Origin of the sequence: Vibrio sp. ECSMB14106, assembly GCF_000972265.1 — a bacterium.
GTDB classification, from domain to species: Bacteria; Pseudomonadota; Gammaproteobacteria; order Enterobacterales; family Vibrionaceae; genus Vibrio; species Vibrio kanaloae.
Map to the genome: position 1 here is coordinate 1 of NZ_LAUM01000003.1, position 21,890 is coordinate 21,890.

The 21,890-nt window shown below is 42.3% G+C and carries 23 protein-coding genes and 1 pseudogene; 11 read left to right on the top strand and 13 right to left on the bottom strand.

Features of this window, described 5'->3' with window-relative positions; all coding sequences use genetic code 11:
- The coding region (locus WR49_RS02090) for a hypothetical protein (protein ID WP_046222902.1) at positions 1-665 on the bottom strand (665 nt) is incomplete at its 3' end.
- Between the two features lie 91 nt (positions 666-756).
- On the opposite strand from WR49_RS02090, the pseudogene WR49_RS20875 reads away from it, so the two are divergent.
- The 5 genes and pseudogenes from WR49_RS20875 to WR49_RS02110 form a co-directional block, all read left to right on the top strand.
- Positions 757-947, top strand: a pseudogene (locus tag WR49_RS20875) (IS110 family transposase); the annotation flags it as partial.
- Between the two features lie 143 nt (positions 948-1,090).
- Positions 1,091-1,990: a homocysteine S-methyltransferase family protein gene (locus WR49_RS02095; protein ID WP_046222903.1), complete on the top strand. Its 900-nt coding sequence runs from the start codon at positions 1,091-1,093 to the stop codon at positions 1,988-1,990.
- 113 nt (positions 1,991-2,103) lie between these two features.
- Entirely contained in the window at positions 2,104-3,114 is a 1,011-nt protein-coding gene (locus WR49_RS02100; RefSeq protein WP_046222904.1) for a Gfo/Idh/MocA family protein, read from the top strand.
- A 10-nt stretch (positions 3,115-3,124) separates the two neighbouring features.
- On the top strand, positions 3,125-4,645 hold the full coding sequence (locus tag WR49_RS02105) for an SgrR family transcriptional regulator (RefSeq protein WP_046222905.1): 1,521 nt from the start codon (positions 3,125-3,127) through the stop codon (positions 4,643-4,645).
- Between the two features lie 153 nt (positions 4,646-4,798).
- Positions 4,799-5,197, top strand: coding sequence for a DUF1090 domain-containing protein (locus WR49_RS02110; RefSeq protein ID WP_046222906.1), 399 nt, complete (start codon positions 4,799-4,801; stop codon positions 5,195-5,197).
- Positions 5,198-5,295: 98 nt separating this feature from the next.
- Here WR49_RS02110 and WR49_RS02115 read toward each other — a convergent pair whose 3' ends face one another.
- The 4 genes from WR49_RS02115 to WR49_RS02130 all read right to left on the bottom strand — a co-directional run bounded on the left by WR49_RS02115 (position 5,296) and on the right by WR49_RS02130 (position 9,488).
- On the bottom strand, positions 5,296-6,393 hold the full coding sequence (locus tag WR49_RS02115; protein WP_046222907.1) for an HDOD domain-containing protein: 1,098 nt from the start codon (positions 6,391-6,393) through the stop codon (positions 5,296-5,298).
- Positions 6,394-6,627: 234 nt separating this feature from the next.
- A complete protein-coding gene (locus WR49_RS02120) occupies positions 6,628-7,683 on the bottom strand; it encodes an alcohol dehydrogenase family protein (protein WP_017057802.1) in 1,056 nt (351 codons plus the stop codon).
- Positions 7,680-8,198, bottom strand: a complete 519-nt coding sequence (locus tag WR49_RS02125) for a TetR/AcrR family transcriptional regulator (protein WP_046222908.1) — start codon at positions 8,196-8,198, stop codon at positions 7,680-7,682. The genes WR49_RS02120 and WR49_RS02125 overlap by 4 nt, the downstream gene beginning before the upstream one ends.
- 156 nt (positions 8,199-8,354) lie before the next feature.
- Entirely contained in the window at positions 8,355-9,488 is a 1,134-nt protein-coding gene (locus tag WR49_RS02130; protein ID WP_046222909.1) for a multidrug effflux MFS transporter, read from the bottom strand.
- Positions 9,489-9,585: 97 nt separating this feature from the next.
- On the opposite strand from WR49_RS02130, the gene WR49_RS02135 reads away from it, so the two are divergent.
- Positions 9,586-10,359 carry an AraC family transcriptional regulator gene (locus WR49_RS02135; protein ID WP_046222910.1) on the top strand — a complete coding sequence of 258 codons (774 nt, stop codon included), beginning with the start codon at positions 9,586-9,588 and terminating at the stop codon, positions 10,357-10,359.
- A 78-nt stretch (positions 10,360-10,437) separates the two neighbouring features.
- Here the strand turns inward: WR49_RS02135 and WR49_RS02140 are convergent, their stop codons facing one another.
- Complete coding sequence (locus WR49_RS02140; protein ID WP_046222911.1) at positions 10,438-11,373, bottom strand: LysR family transcriptional regulator; 936 nt, start codon at positions 11,371-11,373, stop codon at positions 10,438-10,440.
- Between the two features lie 126 nt (positions 11,374-11,499).
- Between WR49_RS02140 and add the strand changes: the two genes are divergently transcribed.
- Entirely contained in the window at positions 11,500-12,498 is a 999-nt protein-coding gene (gene add / locus WR49_RS02145; protein ID WP_017057784.1) for an adenosine deaminase, read from the top strand.
- 138 nt (positions 12,499-12,636) lie between these two features.
- Entirely contained in the window at positions 12,637-13,212 is a 576-nt protein-coding gene (locus tag WR49_RS02150) for a sugar O-acetyltransferase (protein ID WP_017057783.1), read from the top strand.
- Positions 13,213-13,357: 145 nt separating this feature from the next.
- Here WR49_RS02150 and WR49_RS02155 read toward each other — a convergent pair whose 3' ends face one another.
- From WR49_RS02155 to WR49_RS02170, 3 genes are all read right to left on the bottom strand, one after another.
- A complete protein-coding gene (locus WR49_RS02155) occupies positions 13,358-14,416 on the bottom strand; it encodes an AI-2E family transporter (protein ID WP_017057782.1) in 1,059 nt (352 codons plus the stop codon).
- A gap of 309 nt (positions 14,417-14,725) precedes the next feature.
- Positions 14,726-15,214, bottom strand: coding sequence for a hypothetical protein (locus WR49_RS02165; protein WP_046222912.1), 489 nt, complete (start codon positions 15,212-15,214; stop codon positions 14,726-14,728).
- Positions 15,215-15,249: 35 nt separating this feature from the next.
- Positions 15,250-15,498 carry a hypothetical protein gene (locus tag WR49_RS02170; protein ID WP_017057779.1) on the bottom strand — a complete coding sequence of 83 codons (249 nt, stop codon included), beginning with the start codon at positions 15,496-15,498 and terminating at the stop codon, positions 15,250-15,252.
- 292 nt (positions 15,499-15,790) lie between these two features.
- On the opposite strand from WR49_RS02170, the gene WR49_RS02175 reads away from it, so the two are divergent.
- Both WR49_RS02175 and WR49_RS02180 read left to right on the top strand, forming a co-directional pair.
- A complete protein-coding gene (locus WR49_RS02175; RefSeq protein ID WP_017057778.1) occupies positions 15,791-16,219 on the top strand; it encodes a DUF2383 domain-containing protein in 429 nt (142 codons plus the stop codon).
- 116 nt (positions 16,220-16,335) lie between these two features.
- Positions 16,336-16,746 (top strand): hypothetical protein, encoded by a 411-nt coding sequence (locus WR49_RS02180; RefSeq protein WP_017057777.1) that lies wholly within the window; start codon positions 16,336-16,338, stop codon positions 16,744-16,746.
- A gap of 263 nt (positions 16,747-17,009) precedes the next feature.
- On the opposite strand, the gene WR49_RS02185 is transcribed toward WR49_RS02180, so the two are convergent.
- The 4 genes from WR49_RS02185 to WR49_RS02200 all read right to left on the bottom strand — a co-directional run bounded on the left by WR49_RS02185 (position 17,010) and on the right by WR49_RS02200 (position 20,123).
- Positions 17,010-18,623 (bottom strand): diacylglycerol kinase family protein, encoded by a 1,614-nt coding sequence (locus WR49_RS02185; protein ID WP_046222913.1) that lies wholly within the window; start codon positions 18,621-18,623, stop codon positions 17,010-17,012.
- A 120-nt stretch (positions 18,624-18,743) separates the two neighbouring features.
- Complete coding sequence (locus tag WR49_RS02190) at positions 18,744-19,172, bottom strand: hemerythrin domain-containing protein (RefSeq protein WP_046222914.1); 429 nt, start codon at positions 19,170-19,172, stop codon at positions 18,744-18,746.
- Positions 19,173-19,243: 71 nt separating this feature from the next.
- Positions 19,244-19,441, bottom strand: a complete 198-nt coding sequence (locus WR49_RS02195; RefSeq protein ID WP_017057774.1) for a hypothetical protein — start codon at positions 19,439-19,441, stop codon at positions 19,244-19,246.
- 136 nt (positions 19,442-19,577) lie between these two features.
- The gene (locus WR49_RS02200; protein WP_046222915.1) at positions 19,578-20,123 is read right to left on the bottom strand and encodes a BON domain-containing protein; all 546 of its coding nucleotides are present in this window, start codon (positions 20,121-20,123) and stop codon (positions 19,578-19,580) included.
- Positions 20,124-20,450: 327 nt separating this feature from the next.
- Between WR49_RS02200 and WR49_RS02205 the strand changes: the two genes are divergently transcribed.
- Positions 20,451-21,791, top strand: coding sequence for a sigma-54 interaction domain-containing protein (locus WR49_RS02205; protein WP_017057772.1), 1,341 nt, complete (start codon positions 20,451-20,453; stop codon positions 21,789-21,791).
- The last annotated feature ends 99 nt before the right edge of the window (positions 21,792-21,890 follow it).

A 21,890-nucleotide genomic window follows, 5' to 3' on the forward strand; every position in this document is an offset into this window, starting at 1 on the left:
ACCTTTCGCAAGTCCTTGCAGGGCAAGGGGCTTCGTAATCTTGCCCTAACATAAACCATGCGCCAAACATCAGGCTGAACTTCCACATTTGATAACTTACAAGCAACATCAATATAGTCTTTATAACTGTGGTGTTCATTAATTTCAAAATTGCGCTGTTCTTCAGACAATTTAATTAAATAAAAGATGGTTTCAGCGGCATCTATTAGTAATTGAGCTGTTAGGAAAGAAATACGATTACCTATTTCTCGCTTTCCACCAAGATCAATTAGGTTTTCTGATTCAAATAACTTTTTAACTAGTACCCCTCGCTGCGAGTCAATTTCTACTGCATGCGCCAAAAGAAACTTTAACCTGATTATAAGTTTCCTTTGCTCTCTCGTAACTCTACGCTTGCTCGAAGCTAATTCGATAACGATGTTTTCAACCAGAGACAAGTCAATGGCCGGAATAACCGAATAAACATCCTGAATTGGTTTTTGATGTTCGAGTAACAGTTTAGGGAACCAACGTTCCATTTCTACACGTAGAAACTCAAACTCATCATTCATCGCCTGTTCTAGAGATTCTACTCTTTGGTTGTACAATCTCGAAGTTAGAACATGACCTGCTACAACGCCGATCACTGCACATACAATTCCTATCAACCAGTTCTCTACACTCATAAATTCCTCTAAAAAGCATAACGAATGACATGGATTCCCCCTACCGAGGTTCTGCCCCCCTTATGTGGTATTAAAATGCATCGGAGGCACCATGTCTGATTATTCTTATTTCTGCGGTATCGACCTAGCTAAAACCACTTCAGAGTTCATGCTGTAGACCAAAATGGTAAGGTCCTGCTTCATAAGTCAGTAACCCGCTCTAAACTACTGACTACAATAGCAAATATGCAACTCATACGTATAGGTAGTGATACGTGTGGTGGTGCACATTATTGGGAAAGGATGAATCTAAATTATGCCGTGGCTATCTCCAAAACAGTCCGACACCTTTTCTCGATAACACAGAGTCTTGATGGCTTCTGTCTGACAAGGTTGTCTGATATGGTGGCGGCAGAACTTCAGCAATTGTTTAGATAGTATTGAATATGAAAACACTAACCATACTTGATGGCGGCATGGGCCGAGAACTCAAAGAAATTGGCGCGCCATTTTCTCAACCGCTTTGGAGTGCTCAAGCGCTGATTGAAGCCCCCGAATTTGTCAGCCAAGCGCATCAAAACTTTGTCGATGCAGGTGCTGAAATCCTGATCACCAATAGCTACGCCTGTGTACCTTTTCACTTGGGTGAAGAGCTGTTCGAGCAACGAGGCTTTGAACTAACCACACTGTCTGGTGAGCTGGCTAAAGCAGTTGCTGACAATGCTTCTCACACAGTAAACGTTGCGGGTGCAATTCCACCGCCATTTGGCAGCTACCGACCAGACTTGTTTAAGGTCGAAGAAGCAGCGCCAATCATTCAAACGCTTTACGATGCTCAAGACCCAAACATCGATCTTTGGATAGCGGAAACCATCTGTAGCCTGCAAGAATTCGATTCCATTCATGCGGTACTTAAGCAATCAGATAAGCCGTGTTACTACGCATTCAGTTTGGAAGATACCAAGGGCGATTCTGCCAATATTCGTTCAGGCGAGAGCGTAACAGACGCCATCAAACTTGCCTGCCAATCGAACGCGACAGGCATTATGTTTAACTGCTCAGTGCCTGAAGTGATGGATCAAGCCATTATAGATACTAAGAAAGTGATCGATGAGCTAGGCAATGATTTAGAAATTGGTGTCTACGCCAATAACTTTGCACCTATCAGCAGCGAACATGAAGCGAATGACATGTTTCAAGAAATGCGCGAGCTGGATGGCCAAGGTTACTTAGCTTACGCTAAACGCTGGCACGCATTGGGTGCGAATATCGTCGGTGGCTGTTGTGGCATCGGACCAAAACACATTCAAGCCCTAGCCGATTGGAAACGCTCCATACAGAGCTAATCCTGAGCTTCAACTAGAATAAAATAAATAGAGAACAAGTTGAGAAATCTGTTCTCTATTTGTATGTGGCGTCTCTGAGTACACTGAGACAAAACAACGATTTGGAGCAACTGATGAGCGACACGCAACGCAAAATCAAATGGGGCATCGCAGGGCTAGGTAATATCGCGAATCGATTCGCAACAGCAGTAACCGAGCACTGTCTGCATGGTGAATTGTATGCCGTTGCCGCAAGAGATCACTCACGCGCAGCTACGTTTGCCAATAAGTTTGGTTGCGACAAGGCTTATGGCTCTTACGAAGAGATGGCGAATGACCCAAGCGTTGAAGCGGTTTACATCGCTACGGTTCACCCATACCACCAGCCACTTGCTGAACTGTTTCTGAAGAATAACAAGCACGTATTGGTCGAGAAGCCAGCTTTCACCAATCTTGGTGATTGGCTTGAGATGAAAGCCCTTGCGAAACAAAATGGCGTGATGCTGTTAGAAGCGATGAAAACCGTGGTGTTTCCCGCGTATCGTGAGCTCCAATCATTCTTGGTCGACAACAACATTCAGATAGATTCTATCGAAGCTAGCTTTGGTAACCATCACGACTATGAGCCCGATTTGTTTATCTTCAATCCGGATTTGTCAGGCGGAGCAACGCTCGATGTCGGCGTCTATGGGCTTTGGTTCTTTTACGATCTGTGTCGAACGCTGGGTGTGAAACCTTCAAAACCTCAGGTAGAGATGTCGTGTCTGTATGAGGGGGCAAATGTTGATACTGATGCGTGCTTTACCTTCTCTGGCGATATAAGCGGTAAGATATCGGCATCAACGGTGCAGAACCTTCCCCGAACAGCACATTTGAGTGGGCCTGATACCAAGATCACCATCCACGAAAAATGGTGGAATCCGGCCTTTATTGAGATTGAGCATCAAGGCAACAAGTCGACTATTAACTACCGTATGACGGGCAATGGGTTCGAGTTTGAAATCGACCATTTTTCAGAGTTAGTCCTTCAAGGCAAAACTGAATCGAATATCCTAAGCTCAGAGATAACCTCTCGAGTTCTCGATGCGATGGAAAACGCACTGATTGACTCTGGCTATCCACATTTAACTCAACCTCGTCGTTAGGAAAAGCAAATTGGGCAACCTTAAGCGCAAGCTTGAACTGTATGAAAAGATATTTCAGGCGTTTGGGCCTGGAGCATCACACTGTCAAGTCAACCAACTGGCCACACTGCTGCACGTGAGTGAACGTCACGTTCAGACCTTACTCAAAGCAATGACAGCGCAAGGTTGGATTGAGTGGCAAGCTAGCTCAGGCCGCAGCAAGAAGGCACAGCTGACGTGTCTGGTTGAGCCCATTGAGGCGTGTTACCGATACGCACAAACCCAAGCTGACGCAGGCAACATAGAACAGGTGTTTAGCACCTTAAGCTTCAACGGCCGCAATGCTGGCACTGAGTTGCAAGCCTTTCTAAGCAGTACCAATCCGCCGGCGCAAAATATCGCGTACATCCCCTTTCACCGAGAACTCGAAGCGCTTCACCCTCAACGAGTACTTAGACGCACCGAACGCTTCTTAGTGATGCAAGTTTGCCAACGCCTAACCTCAGTTAAGCACGGCAAACTCAGCGGCGATCTGGCTTATCATTGGCAACCTAATCAAGATGCGACACAATGGCACTTTCAGATTCACAATGGTGTTCACTTTCATAACGGTCGAACGCTTGAACCTCAAGACATAGCACGCAACCTTAACTCGCTCTGCCAAAGCAAAATATGGCGTCGCTGTTATCAGCATATTGATGAGGTCACTGTCTTGGCAGGCAATGTGGTTGTCGTGAAGTTGAATCAACCTGATTGGCATTTACCACGCTTTCTAGCCAGAGCTGAAGCTTCCATATTTGATCACTCATCACCGACTGATAGGCTGATTGGATCTGGCGCGTTCTCATTAGACATATTCTCAAGCAAAATGTTGAGATTGAGCCGTAATAGCGCCTATTCACACTGCACGCCGATTCTCAATCGAGTCGAGTTGTGGGTCTATCCAGAATGGGCACAGAGCAAAGCCTGCGCTCAAAATCAGGTGTGCGTGAAACTGCCCGAAAAGACGACCACCGTGCGTGACGATGACCATTATTCCAAACCGGAATTCGGCTCAACCTTCTTTAAGATTCAAAGCCCGATGTTGTCGAAAACCGTTCGCGAATTCACCGTTGAAGACACCTCTGAATGCCAAACCCTTTTCGAGCAATTGTCAGTGTCTAGCGACCACAAAACCAGCGTCGAATATGGACATTACCTAACTCACTACCTAACTACCAAAGACGTCGCGCTATGCAGCATTATTGATGAGAACGACACCTTCACTGCGTGGTTAAGCTTTTTCACTCGCTTTCCGTTTGAGGACTTAACTTTGCCTGCTGAGATGCTAGAGACAATCGAACAAGGCTTAGCCTCAATAACAAACCAGCCAGACTTTGAGTTAGCGATGAATGCACTGTTGGCGCTTCGGCATTGGTTGCATGAATCTGGGGTTGTGACTGAACTCAAGCAAGAGGCGTTCAACTTAGAGATTTCTGAAAAGATACACGGCGCGCAAGTGAATGGTTTCGGTTGGTGCGAACTCGACAAGCTGTGGATTAGCCATTTGTAAATCTAGCCATGTTCAAAAATAAGTCATTAGGCACAGCGACTTATCTTTAACACTCCCCTGCCAATAGCAAAGTGAGCAGGTGCTAATGTACTCTCGAAGTGAGACTCAAAAAATATAAGTACAAACTAAATAGCCCCAATAAGAAGGTAAACCATGACTCGACACCTAAAAGGCTCATTACTATTTCTTTGCGCATTCTCTTTTAACAGCATGGCGAGCACCCAATGCGACGCACTTACAGGCTGTGAAAAGAAGTTCTGTGAGATCGAATATCAGATAAAGAAAGCGGAACAGTACGACAATCAGTACAAAGTAGAGCGATTAACCACGGCCTTGAAAGCGGCGAAACAGAACTGCACTAATGAGGGTTTGAAGGATGAACTCCGCGAGAAGATTGAATCCAATGAACAAGATTTAGCTGAATACCAAGCTGACCTAGAAGAAGCCAAAAGAGACGATAGAGCGGATAAAATCCGAAAGTATGAGGGTAAAATCGAAAAAGAACTGCGTAAAATCGATAAATTGAAACAAGAACTGGCTAAGATACCTTAATCGATAATTAAAACAAAAATGGTCTTACTGCTTAGTAAGACCATTTAGAAAATACCGCTTTATGACGACTTCAGAATCAACCTAGCCAACGCCAGCCGTTATTGTCCTACCAGCGCTAATTGAGACTCTTTATAGATACGGTTAGCTACTTTGTATGCCGTAGGCGACGTTAGTGTCTCTTTACATCTGCACTTAAATTGCTCGACTTCAATCGTTTGTTCTTCCAATAAATAGTACAACTCACTCAAGTAGTTAGCTTCAAACACAGCTTGACCAAGTGGTGTACATTCGTATCGGCTAGACTCTTGGTAGCCAATCACGGTCAACACAGGTTCTGGCAGCTCCCAGAACTTAGCAATAGTGTAAGTCAGGCGAATAGAGTAGCTGTTCATCAGGCGCTTCAATGCTAACGAGTTAGGCGGAACAGAAGGATCAACATGCTTGAAGGCTTCTACCATCATCTGGAAAATGATCATCTTGCCTAAGTTGCGAATTAACCCAACAAAGTACGCCGCCGCTTGATCTTCTTGGGATGAAGAGTCTTTCATCAACTCCTTAGAAAACGACGCGGTTTGAACACTGTGATTCCAAATTTTCTCACCGAAATGACGCCAGTAAATATTGTTGCCCGGCGTGAAGTTCTTCATGTAACTATTCACAACCCCTTCTATAAGCCCTTGAGAACCCATATTTAGAAATGCGGTTTTTAGATCGGTAACCTGTTTTTCATTGCGTTTGTAGAATGCGCTGTTAGCCAATTTAATCACATCAGCTGCCATACTCGGCTCGCGCTCAATCACTCTTAACAGTGCATCGACATCAAACTCATCGCTCTGTAATTCTGCCATTAACGTGGTCACAGAGGCTGGCATCACTGGCAGTTCATTAAGCAAAGCTTTTGGAGAGCGAATCAAACGTTCGATCTGACAAGCGACAAAATCGCTAAACGGGTCTGACTCCGTGCGAAGGCGAGACTCTCCAAACAAATAATCAAGGAATTCACCATCGTGAAGGCTAAGCGTCTTATCGACGATCAATGATGATGGTTGAGCTGACGAAGGCGGAACAAAGATTGAAGACTGAACAGAATCAGTAGCAACGGCTTGTTGTTGCTCTTGTTGGGCAGGCTCTGCAGAGGGTTTGTTTTTTGAATCAACAAACGGTGAGAATAATGCCTGCAATACCCTTTTAAACATCAATACGGCTCCTAGATGATTATCAAACAATTCGGGATATATAACGGCGGTGATTATCGCACAGTTAATTCATAAACCACACAGTGATAAATGAATCATTAATTTTTCAGCTGTATAGGACCTATTACTCAACACGCTGCGAGACTATGCCCGCCCGTATTCGCCAGAAACAAAAAAAGCGAGCAAATAACACTTGCTCGCTCTTACATAGATTAGATGTGTGGCTGTCTAAAGTTAGCTCTGAGCGACTTCCAACACGATCTTACCGACGTGCTTTTTCTTTAGGAACTCATCTTGCGCTTTATGGATATCGGCTAGCGGATAAGCCTCTGCGACGATAGCGCCAATCTGCTGCTTCTCAATACGGTCGACTAGATTTTGGAATACTTGTGGTTCTAAAACCGTGCAACCAAAAAAGCTAAGGTCTTTGAGATACAAAGTGCGAACATCAAGCTCAACCATCGCACCACCAATCGCACCAGAGACTGCATAACGACCATGTGGTTTCAGCACTTCAAGGAATTCCGGCCACTTGTCACCCGCGACTAAGTCGATAACCACATTCACACTGCTTTGACCTAGCGCTTTAACCAAATCCGCATCACGAGTAATCACTTCATCAGCGCCAAGTTCAAGTAACTGTTGGTTCTTGCTTGGGCTAGTGATGGCAATAACATACGCGCCACGAGCTTTTGCTAGCTGAATAGCCGCAGAGCCCACACCGCCCGATGCGCCAGAGATAAGCACGCGATCACCCTCAATCACATTCGAGCGAGTCAGCATGTTTTCTGCCGTCGAGTAAGAACATGGGAAAGACGCTAGCTCAACATCCGACATAGTGCTGTTCACCGCATAAGCGTGTTTCGCGGCCACTTTGGTGTACTCAGCAAAACCGCCATCGCACTCTGAGCCGAAGTACCATGGTTGCGGTAAATCTTGCCCGTACACCTCAGTTACGCAGGGCTCAATCAGAACACGCTCACCAATGCGATCAGCAGAAATGTCTTGCCCGACCCCTACAATGAAACCGCACACATCGGCACCTTGGATGCGAGGGAACTGTAAAGCGTTACCAGACCAGCTCGCATCGTCAGAGTCGTCGCTTTTAGAATACCAACCAATTCGCGTGTTGATATCGGTATTATTAACGCCCGCAGCCAGCACTTTGATCAGCACTTCATTCGGCTCGATTTGTGGAACAACAATGTCTTCACGGTAAACCAGCATCTCTGCCCCGCCGTGTCCAAGCATCTCTACGCCCTTCATTGTTTTAGGTATCTCAAAATTCATACTGTCTCCTCGAGTAGTTTTTTCACCATATTGTGTGCTGATGTCACCGCTTCTTCGCCCAATACTGGCCATGCACCTGATACACCTTCATGAAGTAGAAACAGCGGTGTCGCGAGATCCTCTCGCAAACTCTGCTGAGCAATCAATGAACGAACTTGCTGTTTATGCTGTGTAACCGCTTGGCTGATAAGCTCATTATCGGGAAACGCGGCCATCGCATGCATCGACATACACCCGTGCGGCGCATACTCTTCTAACCATTGTTGGAGCTTGTTGAAGATATGAGTAACCGATTCGAGCCCCTTTTCAGGCGACGTTTCCAACAAGAAATTTAGGTAACGTTGGTGTCGATATTCCAAGGCACCAACAATCATCGCTTCTTTTGAAGGGAAGTGTTTATACAAGGTTCTTAGGCTTACATCGCACGCTGTTTTCAGCTGTGCAACGCTCGGCTCAGCAAAACCTTGTTGGCTGAACGCTACTTCAAGGCTTGCTGCAATCTGTTCTCTCAACATAGTGCTCTCTCAATACCCGACAAAGGGTAGAATGATTGTTCTACTTACAGGGTAGAACGATCACTCTACCCCTGTCAATATCCAAATTTACGAACCAAGAAAATGATAAATTCCACGCCAAACGGGGCACGGAATTTATCAATATAGATGAAAGACTTAGCGTTTAAGAGAGAGTCGGCTGCGTATCGTCACCAACACAGATAAAGCGCCGCAAAGTACCAACACCCCCCCTAAATCTTGAATCATTCCCGCTAAAGCGAGCCCTGAACCGATCAAGGTGTAATACATCAAACCAAACAGTGCGCCTGCACTTCCCGCTTGAGATTGGTAGCTGACTAATGCGCGACTCAACACATTGGGAATCGCAATACCAAATGCCATGACCACCAGCATCATCGGAAGTAAAAACCATATTGAGTGTTGTGAAAAATAGACACCCACCGCACCTAATGTTTGAAGCCCTGCTGCGATACCAATCAAAGACATTGAAGACATCTGTCGCTTCAATAATGTCTTGTTTACCAAGCTTCCTAACAGGGTCCCGAATCCAAGCACAATGCCGCTGTAGCCAAACTGCTCGACGCTAAATCCAAGTTGAATGAAGGCAAATGAACCCAATTGATAATAGGAAAACAGCGCAATATTGAACGACGCGACCAGCAACGCAGACATCCATATATCGCTATCTTTGATCATGTGAATACTGAGTGACTTTAACTGCAATGGCTGCCTAGATTGTTGCGTTTCAGGCAATGACCATAGGCTATGTGCCAACAGCATTAACACTATAATAAACAAGGTAATAAACACATATTGATGCCCGCCCACTTGGCTTAATTGGCCGCCAAGAAACAGTCCGATGATTGGGCTAATCGACAACCCCATGCCCATATAACCAAATACCTTGGCTAGCTCTGTTCCGCTATAAGCATCTCGAAGCATGGTTTGAGTGACGACAGAGCCCACAGCAAGCCCGAAAGCGCCCATGGCTCTGGCTATCATCAACCACGTAAAGCTATTGGTTTGCATAGCAATGAGTGCAGAACACGCGAATAAACCCAAGCCCAATAACATGGTTGGCCGACGCCCCCACTTGTCTGCCAATATGCCCCATACCACGACACCGAGCGCAAACGCAGAGAAGTAGATCGAGAGGGTTTGCGCCGCTTGTGCGTAACTCACCTCAAAGGATTTCGATATTGAATCCAGAGTCGGGCTATAGATGGTTTCTGCGATTTGAGGGAACATCAACAGCAGCACCATTTGCCATAAAGAAGGTTTTGTTTTCATCATTTTTCCAAGACCAGTGAACTTGACGAAGAGTCTAGGGGAAACTAACCTTGGCTCGTTAACAACATTAATACCAAAAACAACAAGATTAGGACAAATGGCATTAATCAGCGAAACGATTGAATTTGATGCAGACAGCTTACCTGCGCCCGTCATAGGGATTGCGGCAGAGCTAGGTCAGCATGATTCAGGAATACATCACCACGTAAAAGGACAGCTGCTGTATGCTCCGCAGGGTTGCATCACCTTGACCTTAGAAAACGCCATTTGTATTTTGCCACCGACCAAAGCCGTGTGGATCCCGCCTTATACCAAACATCGCGCGCAGATGACCAATGTGGTTGCTTATCGGTCGCTCTATTTTGATAGCAGTATTTACACCTGCCCAGAAGCGATTGAAATTGTGGAAGTGAATGAGCTTTTAAAAGCCCTAATCAATAAGATGGCTTTCTGGGATTGGGACATTGCCCGCGAGCAAACCACCAATACTGCCAACCTATTCTGGGAAGAGTTTTACAGCGCTAACCAACACTCGTTTATCTTGCCGCTACCGACAGATCGCCGCTTTAAAAGCTTTTGCAAACGAGTCCGAACCGCTTCGTTCCTTGCCCCAGCCCTGTCGACATTAGCGAACTCGGTTGGCGCAAGCACCAAAACGATTACTCGATTATTCAAAGCCGAAACAGGCATGACTTATCAAGAGTGGCGACAGCAATGGCGCTTGTTTAAAGCAATTGAACTGCTCTCAGAAAACCGACAAGTCGGCGAGGTGGCACACCTGCTAGAGTTCTCGTCCAACAGTGCGTTTATCGCTTTTTTCAAACAGCAAACCGGTCAAACTCCGTTGGCTTTCGTGAGGCAGCAGAATTAACGCAATTTGCCTAACATCCAAATAGAAATCTCAATAATAGTATCAATTACACTTGAGTATCGATGAGACTCTCAGCCATTAACGTGTTTTCTCGACAATTAACTCCCTCAACCATCTGTGGCTTGGTTCAGAGTCAAAGTAATGATGCCAAAGCAGAAACAAACCACCGGGAACCAACTCAATGGGAATCGGCTTCATCACCAGTTCGCCACTCTCAATATAGTCACGAACCGAGTTGTACGGATAACACATCAGCAAATCGCTTTGCTTACACAGCTTTACTGCGCTGGTGATGTCCGACACGTTGGCGGCTTTGTTAATTTGAAGCTGTTTGGCTTGCAAGATTTCCAGTAGCAACCAGTCGCCAACGCCGCCGGTCACTAACTGAATATGACGGTATTTAAGGAAGGCTTGCAGGTTCCACTCTTCTTGAAGCACTGGGTGATCATTGCGCATCAAGCACACAGAGTAATCTTGCAGCAATTCAACATGGTTTAGCTCAGCAGGGATGTTTTGAATGTGGGTACTCGCCCTTTCATCGAGCTCAAAAATTCCAATCCCGAAATCGACCTCACGCTTTAGTAAGCGCTTAAAAGTTTCGCTGCTCCAAGTAGTGCTGTTTACCGTAATGTTCGGCGCATCTGCCAACGCGTTAGGCATAAATTTAGGGTAAATCGCGGTATAAGCGGTTTCAACAAGGTCGATATTAAAAGTGCGTTCGCTGTCTTTCGGCTCAAATATGTCCGGTATGGTTAGCTGTTCAACTTGCAGAAGGATCTGATGAATCCTAGGCGCTAAAGAAGTAGCTTTCGGAGTTGGAAACAGGCCTTTTGACTCACGTTCAAACAGCGGGTCATCAAACAGAGAGCGTAGCTTGGTGAGTTGCTTACTCACCGCTGACTGACTAAGGAACAGTCGCTCTGCCGTTTTACTCACGCTGCGCTCTTCAAGCAACACGTGCAAGCACAGCAGTAAATTCATATCACACTTAAGTAAGCTCTTAACATCTACCATGATATTCCTTAGATTCAAATTAATGATGACTTTATGTCACTTTAAATCATATCACAAACTTGTTAATTTAAGCCCATGTAACCTATGAGTTAATAACTCAAAAAATAATAGACCTAAGGAATACTCATGAACTTTCTAGCACTCCCTAAGATTGATCTGCACTGCCACCTAGACGGAAGCGTTCGTCCAGACACCATTATTGATCTGGCGAAACAGTATGGAATCGAACTTCCAGAAGACCGTGAAGCGGTAGTAAAGTCTCTAACAGTGCCTGAAGATTGCAAAAACCTTGATGAGTACCTGGCTTGCTTTAGCCTGCCACTGCAAGTAATGCAAACGGAAGAAGCGATTGAGCGTATTTCTTTTGAGCTTTACGAAGACGCAGCACTAGAGAACGTTAAATACCTAGAAGTTCGTTTTGCACCGATTCTCCACGTAAACAAGGGCTTGTCTCTTGATGCGATCATCGCAAGTGCGGTTAAAGGTATGAAGCGTGCAGAAGAGAAGTACGACATCAAGGGCAACTACATCATGTCTGTACTGCGTATGTTCCCTAAAGACTCAATCAAAGATGTAATCGACGCAGGTAAACCATATCTTGGTAAAGGCGTGGTTGCGTTTGATATTGCGGGCGGTGAAAAGCCGGGCTTCTGCGCTGAATTCCCTGAATACACGCAATACGCTATTGAACAAGGCTACCGTGTGACGGTTCACGCTGGTGAGCAATGGCATGGTCAAAACGTTTACGATGCAGTGACTATGCTAGACGCAGAGCGTATCGGCCACGGTGTTCACATCCAAGGTAACGAAGACGCATACAACATCGTTAAAGAGAAGCAGGTTGCGCTTGAAACTTGCCCAACAAGTAACGTGCAAACTAAATGTATTCACAAATTCAGCGACCACCCAATTGCTGAATTCAAGAAAGACGGTATCGTTGTGACGATCAACACAGACAACCGCACTGTGTCGAACACAACCATGACTAACGAAGTGAAGCGTGTATGTGAAACATTCGGTCTAACCCAAGAAGACTACGCAGAGATCTACAAGTACTCTGTAGAGAGCGCTTTTGCTTCAGACGAAGTGAAACAGCACCTAATGGGTTTCGTTGAACAGATCTAATTAACTTGTATTCCTGCTCTCATTTAGCGATGAAAACCGGAAGAGAAAGGCTGAGGCTTTTCTCTTTTTTTATGTCTAAAAATCGCTAATCTTGCAGTATTAATCATTGAAACCGAGACTCTCGGAAAGTGGGCAAGTATGAGTAAAACTAACACTCAAACTGAATTAGAAAAGATGCTATCTGGACAAGTGTATGATGGCGCCGACCAAAAAATTGACATCATACGTACCAATGCAAAAAAATCGTTAATGGCCTTCAACAACCACCAAGACCCAGACCAACAACACGCATTGCAAGAGCAACTGTTCGGGAAGGTCGGCAGTAACAGCTTAATCCAACCTCCATTTCACTGTGAGTTTGGTAAAACCATTGAGATCGGTAACGACACCTTCATCAACATGAACGTGGTAATGCTCGACGGTGCCAATATCAAAGTCGGCAATAATGTTTTAATTGGACCAAGCGCTCAATTCTATACTCCGTCACACTCCCTTGATTATCGTAGCCGTCGTAAATGGGAAACCTTCTGTTTACCGATAACAATCGAAGATGATGTGTGGATTGGTGGCAACTCGGTGATCAACCAAGGCGTGACGATTGGCGCTCGCTCAGTCATCGCGGCTAACTCCGTAGTCAACAGTGATGTACCGCCAGATTGCCTGTATGGAGGCACACCTGCGAAGCTGATTCGACATTTAAATACCGATAAGTAGAATAACTAACACGGTTACAAGCTCTAGAACAATGGCATCATAAAAAGCATGTCCTTGATCAAATCAATAAGTCCAGTAGATGTAAATGGTGTTTTTAAAGACATGGTGCTTTTAAAAACTAAGTCAAAAAGGCTAATAGTGGGGACTACCCAGTCTCTCTTTTTTCTATTTTAGTATCATATAAACTCGACTTTGGGTGGCTTAACTGATCAAAAAGTACATTTACACAAACAAGTAACGGTACCCCTATCAGCATCCCCATTGATCCCCACAGCCAACCCCAAAATACCAGCCATACAAACAAAACCAATGGATTGAGACTAAATCTTTTTCCCAACAAAGTAGGCGTCACTAGCTGACTCTCAATCAAGTTGATGGTTAAGAAAATCGCCGCAACGGTCAACGCGTAACTGAATGACTCAAATTGTATAAATGACACTAACGCGAAACATGTTACTGAAACCATTGGACCAAGATAAGGGATGTAATTCATCAAGCCTGCAAATGCCCCCCAAAGAAAAGGGTCTTGCAATCCCATCATATAAAAAACACAACCGACAATAAGTCCCAGGCAAACATTAACTATGGTGATCGAGCCTATATAACGAGACAAATCCTTTTGCAGGACTTTAACCAACTCAACAGCCTTACGCTTGTCTGAAAATCGTTCAAACAAAGATAAGCTTTTGGCATAAATTCTTCGGCCATAATTCATCATGAAATATGCCATAAGAAATGCCACCATTAACTGCGTGACAATAGTAGGCGTTGTGGTAAGCACCGATTTTATAATGGAAAAAGCCGTATTGTTAGTAAGCCCATCATTAGCCACAGTACTACTCATAGAAAACCCAGTAGCGTCAGTCAGACTGCTACTTTGAGCCGCTTCACTCACTTCATTGGATACATTTTCAAGCAACATCGGCAATTTCGACCACCATTGCTGAGCGGGTTCACTTAGCATATTTAGACTAATCACAACAAAGCCTACAAGGCCAATCAATACTGCACTTACGTTAACGACACGAGGAATTCCGAAACGAATTAGATAATTGACCAATGGGCTACATAATAATGAAATAAAGGCGCCACAAATGATAGGCAGCAAAATTGGCTTGGCTATATATAATGTAAAAATAGACATCATTAAGATCGCAAAGAACATAAAACTAGCTGTCAAAAGCTTATATTTTTTTGTTGTCATTATATTCCTATATGGTAGTAAACTTGCGATTTCAGAGGTAACGAATAAAGGCTAAATCAGATATTTAACTAAAAACTTGAGCCCAACCGGGATTAAATTAATGCTTATTTTTATTTGAGTAAACCAAGTATTAATGACACGGGTTGGTAGCCAAAAATAGATGACTTAAAGTGCCTCGTTTGGCTAAGAAACGCTACCCCAAGTGTTGTTACGCCTAATGCATATAAGGGGCGATTTTCAATAAACTCTTTTCCTTTATGGCGAATGAGCCCGATACAGAGTGCCGCTTGACGAGCTCTACTTTTCCCCTCAAGCCTTTTCATCTGTATTTCTCTTTGTCGTTTTCTGAGTACTGACATGTAACCCCTCCTTCAATTGTTCTTTGGTATATTCAAAGCCGACAAACTGCTTTAGGTACTTATGACAAAACACCAAGCTTATAAGAATAAAGCTAAGCATCAACATGAACGCGCCGTAACCCACCAACAGGTTTAAAGTGAAGTAGTAGCTCACAACCCCAGCACCGACAGCGACACTAAAAAGAAACATCGGTAACAACACAATAAAGATAAATTGGAACACAAAAAGCTTTTTACAAGCCGTAACACTATTACGTAACTCTAATAAAAACAGTTCGAAGGTCGACTTAGACCATTGCTCTGTATGTGCTTGCAGTAGGGTTAAGTCCTTCCATAGTCCATTTAATTCAGAAGCTGCACGTTTAAGATCATCCACCTCTCTATCACACGATTTACTATCGACGAAGTTAGACGAATCATTTTGACTATTTTCCTGCATAACTGTGCTCTCTCAATTGCATTGTTAATATGTGACTATTTGATTAACTTAGACACAGCCCAACCAGCAAGAAACGCACACCCCACACTTAACAGCGGACGCTCTTTAATTACATTTTCAGCCTTTTCTGTCGTATTTTTCATACTTTCAGAACTAGCCTCGAGCGTTTCATGAACCGTATCTTTGATACTTCCGATTGCTTCTACCGCAGCTTCTTCAGCCTTCTCATAAGTCTCTTCAATTTGCTGTTTAGACTCTGAACTTTTAGCATTTGACCTTGGCATAAAATCTCTCCTTATTTTACTAAAAAGACCAGCAACAATATAAATTGCTAATCGCTGTAGTAATACAAGCTAACTTCATGCCAACTTTATTAATCCCGTAATTATTAGTATTAAACGCCGAAATAGTTAAATCATGACCGTAAAGGTGTAATAATTTCATTGAAAATCACCTATTAATGTATTTTTTACAAAAAACATATAAAAACCAATCTAAATTACCAAATATGACAACTCATTATCTGGCATATAAAGTGCATTTAATAAGATACACATTTAAGTAAAATGAGGAATCATGAGCAACCAAAACATATTGTCGATCGTTAGCTTGATAAAAAGTGGGAACATTATTTATGAAAGAGCAATATCAAACATAAAAAGTGACAAGATGAAAAATAACCTTTTCGACATATACACAGTAAAAAAATGTGCAGAATTGAAGTTGAGATCTTTAACCTACTACGCAAAAAACCAGCAAGATGAGATACCAGCTAGCTACACGATAAACGCGAGAGAGCGTTGCATTGAAGCAGAAGAAAAAAACGGAACAAACAATGAAGATCTCTATTTAATGCACTTAGAAGGTGTAGAGAAGAAGATCATTTCCGACATTGAATCACTGTTAACAACAACCCCTAACTTAGAAGGGAAAAACAAGTTACAGAAGGTGAAAAATGAAATGGAAAACTGCCGAGATCAAATACACAGAATGCGTGAACACTAGCTCTTACTAGTGATAAATAAAGAGAGCAGGAAATACTACCTGCACAAAATACATCGTAGTAAGTATAAACTGTTCTAAAAGTATAAGAATGCTACTGAGATAGAAGGAGTAATAACATGTTACTTAACAAGGACAATGACTCACTTGAGGTAATTCAGTATAAAGGCATAGATAAGATCCTATGCACATTGAAAGAGCACTATTTTTCATGTGTTGATCTAGTCGAACAAAAAACCAATGGGAACATATCAAGGGCTGCTAATCGATTTATAAAAATAGAACGTTCAATGATCAAAGAAGTAAACACTAAGTTCTGCGTTGACGGAACGGATAGCGATCATTCAATCTTAAGCCAGCAGTCCACTTCCATCGTTGACTATAATGATATGTACAGAAGTAACCTAAGCTTAATTTCCTACTTAAAAAATATTATCCGGAAGTTTAACAACCAACATATGTCCTCATTTTTTTCTTATTGGGTTGCAGCATTGCAAGTTGAAAATGATGAAATGGCAAAACACCTATAATTGGCATAGTTGAAAATTAATCTAGTTAAACTTATCGGAATTACATTAAACACCACTGATGTTATCTCATAAAAAAGCGTCAAAGTGTAAAGCCTTGACGCTTTTTTATGAGATAACATCACAACTTCTTTTATGTGGTTCCTGCGATATTATCCGCACAAAAATGGAGAACTCTTACCACCTTTAGACGACAAATCCAGCGTTCTAATAAGGCTTTTGTCTATGGTTTCTCCTACTATTTAATAGTCACCATTATTCACTTCTTATGGTGCGCAAACTGTTAAGGCCTGCTTTTTAATACTGATCTCCAGTGACTCAGCCGAATACATTTCCCCATCAATGACGTAATCAATCGGGAGATCAGAATCAATTTTAACGTGCTGCGCTGACAAATAATTAAAGTAGCTTGCTTGTTCTTTCATTCCAAAACTAGAAAGCAATAGATCAGATAAAGCGATAACTCGTTCACCAAGTGAAGTAGTGTTTTCTAGATAGGTGATATGTAACTTCCCGTCATCCGGCTTGGGAGTCTGCCCACCTTGAGCAAGTACAGTACTAAAAGGGGAAGTATTCGCCACCACCAAACTTTGTAATCTCACGTCTTGTAGCGGCTTTCCATCGACCGACATTAGAAAACGCTGATTACCTTCAGCTACAACAGCATTAAAGAAGCCCATCAAGTACGCGAACTGTCCATTTTCATTTTTTTGCTGTCGATGTGCGTAGTCGATCATCTGCTCTTCAAACCCAATACCAAGAATCAGTAATATTGGTTTCTCATTGCAGAAAGCCAAATCCATTTTCTTTGAGTTATCAGATAGAATCACTTCACACGCTTTTTCAACAGGGGATACTTTCGTCGCAAAGCCATAGAGCATATGACATAGCGCATTCGCTGTCCCTAACGGTACAATTCCTAATAACGTGTCGGTATCCATAAGTTGTCTAACCACTTCACTAACCGTTCCATCGCCTCCGGAAACGATAATATGAGACGCATTTCGTTCTTTGGCCTGCTTAGCTAAAGTTTCTGCAGATACCCCTTGACTGGTAATAGAAATGTCTAAATTGTATTTCCTAGTAAGTCGACGTATAACCTGTTGTTCGTACGTATGCCATTTACCACCACCTGCGACAGGGTTGACAATAAGACAAGCCGTACGCTGAAGGGTAAGTAAACCTTTATCACTGATTGCATGAAGAGCCTTTAACTGGAGGTTATTTAATCGAGCCGTACTTCGAACATCGTTGATACTTTTCAAAGCCTGTTCCACTGTAAGTGAGGGGTTTTTAGCTAATAAGTATGCAGCAACTACAAAGACTGAACGGCCACGACCTAGCGCACAATGAACAACAACCGATCTCGATTGGTTGATTTGAGTATCAATCCAATTTATAGCATGCTTAAGCTTATGTAACTTAGGGGCTTTATGGTCAAGAACCGGTGTGTTTAGGTAGTTAAATTGGTCACCCGTCATTGCACTTTCTAAACCAGAAAATTCAGCCGTAACGTCAACAATACAATTGATATTTTGAGACTCTAAGAACGATAAGTCGGATGGAAATAAGCGACGTGATACATATAAGTTCTGACCAACTTGCTGTATTGGATCAACTTGATCTCTTTTGATAGCCCATAAATTGTATAATCGAACACCTAGGAAAAATGGAATAAACACCCATCGAATCCACCACACAATTTTCCCATCGCTATTTTTTCTAAATATTGACGGTATATCGAAAATATAAGCGACACTGACGATTAGCATAGATAAGCCGCACCAGGCAAAAACTCCACGAATCATTAGCTGGGGTATAAAAACAGCAGCAAAAAAGCAAGCGGTGGATATTAGTATATAATACTTAATAATAAACATAATGGCGCCTTAATTTATCTGTGCATAAATTATCTATAAAGTAATCAAAGAGGGACTCAGATATGAGTCCCTATCTCACTTAACAAATATTTTAGCGCTTAATTCCTAGTGCATCGCGAATCAAGCCATCTCTTTTTCGTATTTTCGAGCCAATGTTTCTTTTTGTTCTGCATCTAAAACTCGCCCTGCCGTTTGAAAGAAACGCTGTTCCTCTTCTTCTAAATGATGTTCGACTTTGTGTTTTAATGTCTTCATTAAAGCAAGCCAAGTGGGTGAAGACATATCCGTATCATCTAATTGAGCGAGTACTTTATCAATGCCGTGATGTTCAGCTATCCCGTGTCTTGTCATGTCAATCGATTGATCACTCTCGATCAAGGGAGCATAAAAATGACGCTCCTCTGCAATCGCATGTTTGGTTAGCTCATCTTTAAGGCTGATATAAAACTCTTGCCTAGCCTGAGTGTCACCCGATGTTTGGAGTAGCGCATCCATCAAGAGTCGCTGCTTTTCATGGCTGTCTTTGAGTACATCAAATATATTTTTCATGTCTAATTCCTACTTCAATTAATTGTTTTTTATGAGGATTGGAGTATCTCATTGCACTCTAGATGACAGTTTTAGCAATCTTCGTCTTCCGCACCTAGGTGCTCTTTAACATTTTCACAGCTATCTTCTATTGTATTTTGAGTCTCTTCTACTGCCTCATCTACGTTTTCTCCCGCTTGTTCCATTGGACCATCGTCACTACATGCAGCAAGAGCAAGAGTAATACCCATAACAGTAAGAACACGGTAAGCAATTGATCTGATCTTCATATAAACTCCTAGTGTGTATTTTTTATTAATTAGAATCATTACCATTGAAACCAGTAATGAAAGTGAAAAATGTTAAGGAACAACGAATCGTAATAGTTGCTCTATTTTTAGATAAAGTGATTAAGAATAGATAAAATTAAATAATATCTAATTTATCAATCACTTCCTCTACATTCGGTGTATTGTTCGCTATAGATAATGCAACATCGTGTTCCCCGCCAGATTCTACAGAACCTTTCAATATGACAACGCTGTTTTCAGTTTCTACTTTAATATCGGTACCACTGACATTGTGATTCATTAACAAACGAGTTATAACAAGTGTCTTTATATGAGAGTCTGTTAAGGCTTGTACGGCTTCTTGCGTTTTTTCATCATCTTCTTCTATAACCGTAAGGTTATTTTTCACAGCCTTAACATCCTTTAAACTTAACACTAGTTCTTCAGCAAGTACCTTTTCATTTTCATTTCTAACCGAACCAGTTAAAGTAACAACTTGACCTCTAACATAAGTATTAATATCAAATGAATTCAAATTAGAGTTCAATAATAAAGTCGTCTCTGCTTTTCCATCAACCCACGCGTCGAGAGTTTCTTTCTTCCACATGCTATCAGCAACCGCTGCAGAAGAAGAAGTAGCAATCAAAGTAGCTAATAATATTTTACTTATAGTAATTTTCATTAATTATCTCCTTTAGTTCACTTACACCTATAACATAAGCAATCAGCGTGCCAGATATATAACCCATTGATATCAAATGATTTAACACCTTTTCTTCTGGGTTTCCCACTACTAAAATAAAAGTCGTATGTATTAATTACATGAGAGAGTTGTAAAAATTATCACCAAAATCAGACCAATATTAATTAATATCACCCCTTACTCTGGTTAATAACATTATTAGTATTTCACTTATTTGGCGGCGTATAGTAAATGATAGATTCGTCTTTGAAGGGTATCGTGGTATTATCGATATCACTTCTTGTCGTATAAAAAGAGAGTTAAATCATGTCATTACCGACACTGTTCTTAGAGCTAAGAGACGAACAATTACTGTCTCAAGTAAACTCTCTAAATGAATCGTCAAACTTTGAAATCATACAGAGCACAACGGATGTCCATTGGATTGATAAGTTACAACAACTCCAGCCAAATACTGCTATTGTGGAAGTATCTCGGTTCACTAACGATGATTTTAAAACTCTATCTAATGCTAAAAGTTTGGACGAAACTGACCTAATCATTATTAGCTCCGGTTCGCCAAATAAAAACTTAGAAAAAATGATGAGCCATGGTGCGATTTTCCACTATAGAAAGCCCATTGATATACAGATTTTAGAAGATACCCTAGCTGATTTTAGTCAGTACTTCCTGCAAAAACAGGAAGAAGGGCGTACAGTTTCCACAAGCGACTTAGATCAATTTGGGATGTTAATTGGTTCTTCTAAGCCGATGCATAAGCTGTATCGAACGTTAAGAAGAGTCGCTAAAACGGACGCCAATGTACTAATAGTCGGAGAAAGTGGTGCAGGTAAAGAGCTTGTAGCACAAACAGTCCATCTCGCTAGCGATCGCAAGAACCAACCTTTTATCGCGATTAACTGCGGTGCAATCAGCCCAGAATTAGTAGATAGTGAACTATTTGGTCATGAAAAAGGAGCCTTCACAGGCGCAAATCGAACGCACCAAGGTGTATTTAGACAAGCAGAAGGTGGCACACTATTTCTCGATGAAATCACTGAGATGCCACTTGAACATCAAGTTAAATTATTGCGAGTTTTAGAGACTGGAGAGTATCGCCCAGTGGGAAGTAACACATTTAGCATCGCTAATACTCGGGTTATTGCTGCTACAAACCGAGATCCACAAGTTGCGATTGAAGAGCAGTTTTTGAGAGAAGACTTATACTTTAGGTTAGCTCACTTTCCTATACATATTCCCCCTTTGCGTGAACGAGGCGACGATATCGTCGGTTTGGCTAAACATTTCATTGCTCATCGCAACGCAAATGAAGCTACAGCAAAAACTATTTTTACCTCAGCGCTTCAAAAGATCTCTGCCCATGCGTGGCCAGGGAATGTAAGGGAATTAAAACATTGTATTGAACGAGCATTTATATTAGCTGACGACACGATTAAAGATGAGCACTTAATTTTTGACACTCCACCTTTGGAAACCGGAACAACGGTTGAAGAGATGGTCCCAGCTGGTGTTTCTCTCGAAAAAATAGAGAAAGCCGCAATAATCAATACACTCGAAGAGAACGAAGGCAACAAAAAAGAAACAGCTCAAGATTTAGGGATAAGTATTAAAACGCTTTATAACAAGCTTGATAAGTATCAGGAGTAGTTCTGTTGATACCTTTATGGAGAACGATAAAGAGCCCCAAAATAAACTAAAGATTATTTTAGGACTCTAATCACTTTTCTTCTGTATTCTATAAAAATA

Bases quoted from the DNA above. Each gene is read 5' to 3' on its own strand.
- WR49_RS02100 (WP_046222904.1), top strand. From the start codon at position 2,104: ATGAGCGACACGCAACGCAAAATCAAATGGGGCATCGCAGGGCTAGGT.
- WR49_RS02175 (WP_017057778.1), top strand. From the start codon at position 15,791: ATGAGCAACCAAAACATATTGTCGATCGTTAGCTTGATAAAAAGTGGG.
- WR49_RS02200 (WP_046222915.1), bottom strand. From the start codon at position 20,123: ATGAAAATTACTATAAGTAAAATATTATTAGCTACTTTGATTGCTACT.
- WR49_RS02155 (WP_017057782.1), bottom strand. From the start codon at position 14,416: ATGACAACAAAAAAATATAAGCTTTTGACAGCTAGTTTTATGTTCTTT.
- WR49_RS02185 (WP_046222913.1), bottom strand. From the start codon at position 18,623: ATGTTTATTATTAAGTATTATATACTAATATCCACCGCTTGCTTTTTT.
- WR49_RS02095 (WP_046222903.1), top strand. From the start codon at position 1,091: ATGAAAACACTAACCATACTTGATGGCGGCATGGGCCGAGAACTCAAA.
- WR49_RS02110 (WP_046222906.1), top strand. From the start codon at position 4,799: ATGACTCGACACCTAAAAGGCTCATTACTATTTCTTTGCGCATTCTCT.
- WR49_RS02115 (WP_046222907.1), bottom strand. From the start codon at position 6,393: ATGTTTAAAAGGGTATTGCAGGCATTATTCTCACCGTTTGTTGATTCA.
- add (WP_017057784.1), top strand. From the start codon at position 11,500: ATGAACTTTCTAGCACTCCCTAAGATTGATCTGCACTGCCACCTAGAC.
- WR49_RS02135 (WP_046222910.1), top strand. From the start codon at position 9,586: ATGGCATTAATCAGCGAAACGATTGAATTTGATGCAGACAGCTTACCT.
- WR49_RS02195 (WP_017057774.1), bottom strand. From the start codon at position 19,441: ATGAAGATCAGATCAATTGCTTACCGTGTTCTTACTGTTATGGGTATT.
- WR49_RS02150 (WP_017057783.1), top strand. From the start codon at position 12,637: ATGAGTAAAACTAACACTCAAACTGAATTAGAAAAGATGCTATCTGGA.
- WR49_RS02170 (WP_017057779.1), bottom strand. From the start codon at position 15,498: ATGCCAAGGTCAAATGCTAAAAGTTCAGAGTCTAAACAGCAAATTGAA.
- WR49_RS02180 (WP_017057777.1), top strand. From the start codon at position 16,336: ATGTTACTTAACAAGGACAATGACTCACTTGAGGTAATTCAGTATAAA.
- WR49_RS02130 (WP_046222909.1), bottom strand. From the start codon at position 9,488: ATGAAAACAAAACCTTCTTTATGGCAAATGGTGCTGCTGTTGATGTTC.
- WR49_RS02140 (WP_046222911.1), bottom strand. From the start codon at position 11,373: ATGGTAGATGTTAAGAGCTTACTTAAGTGTGATATGAATTTACTGCTG.
- WR49_RS02165 (WP_046222912.1), bottom strand. From the start codon at position 15,214: ATGCAGGAAAATAGTCAAAATGATTCGTCTAACTTCGTCGATAGTAAA.
- WR49_RS02120 (WP_017057802.1), bottom strand. From the start codon at position 7,683: ATGAATTTTGAGATACCTAAAACAATGAAGGGCGTAGAGATGCTTGGA.
- WR49_RS02190 (WP_046222914.1), bottom strand. From the start codon at position 19,172: ATGAAAAATATATTTGATGTACTCAAAGACAGCCATGAAAAGCAGCGA.
- WR49_RS02125 (WP_046222908.1), bottom strand. From the start codon at position 8,198: ATGTTGAGAGAACAGATTGCAGCAAGCCTTGAAGTAGCGTTCAGCCAA.
- WR49_RS02205 (WP_017057772.1), top strand. From the start codon at position 20,451: ATGTCATTACCGACACTGTTCTTAGAGCTAAGAGACGAACAATTACTG.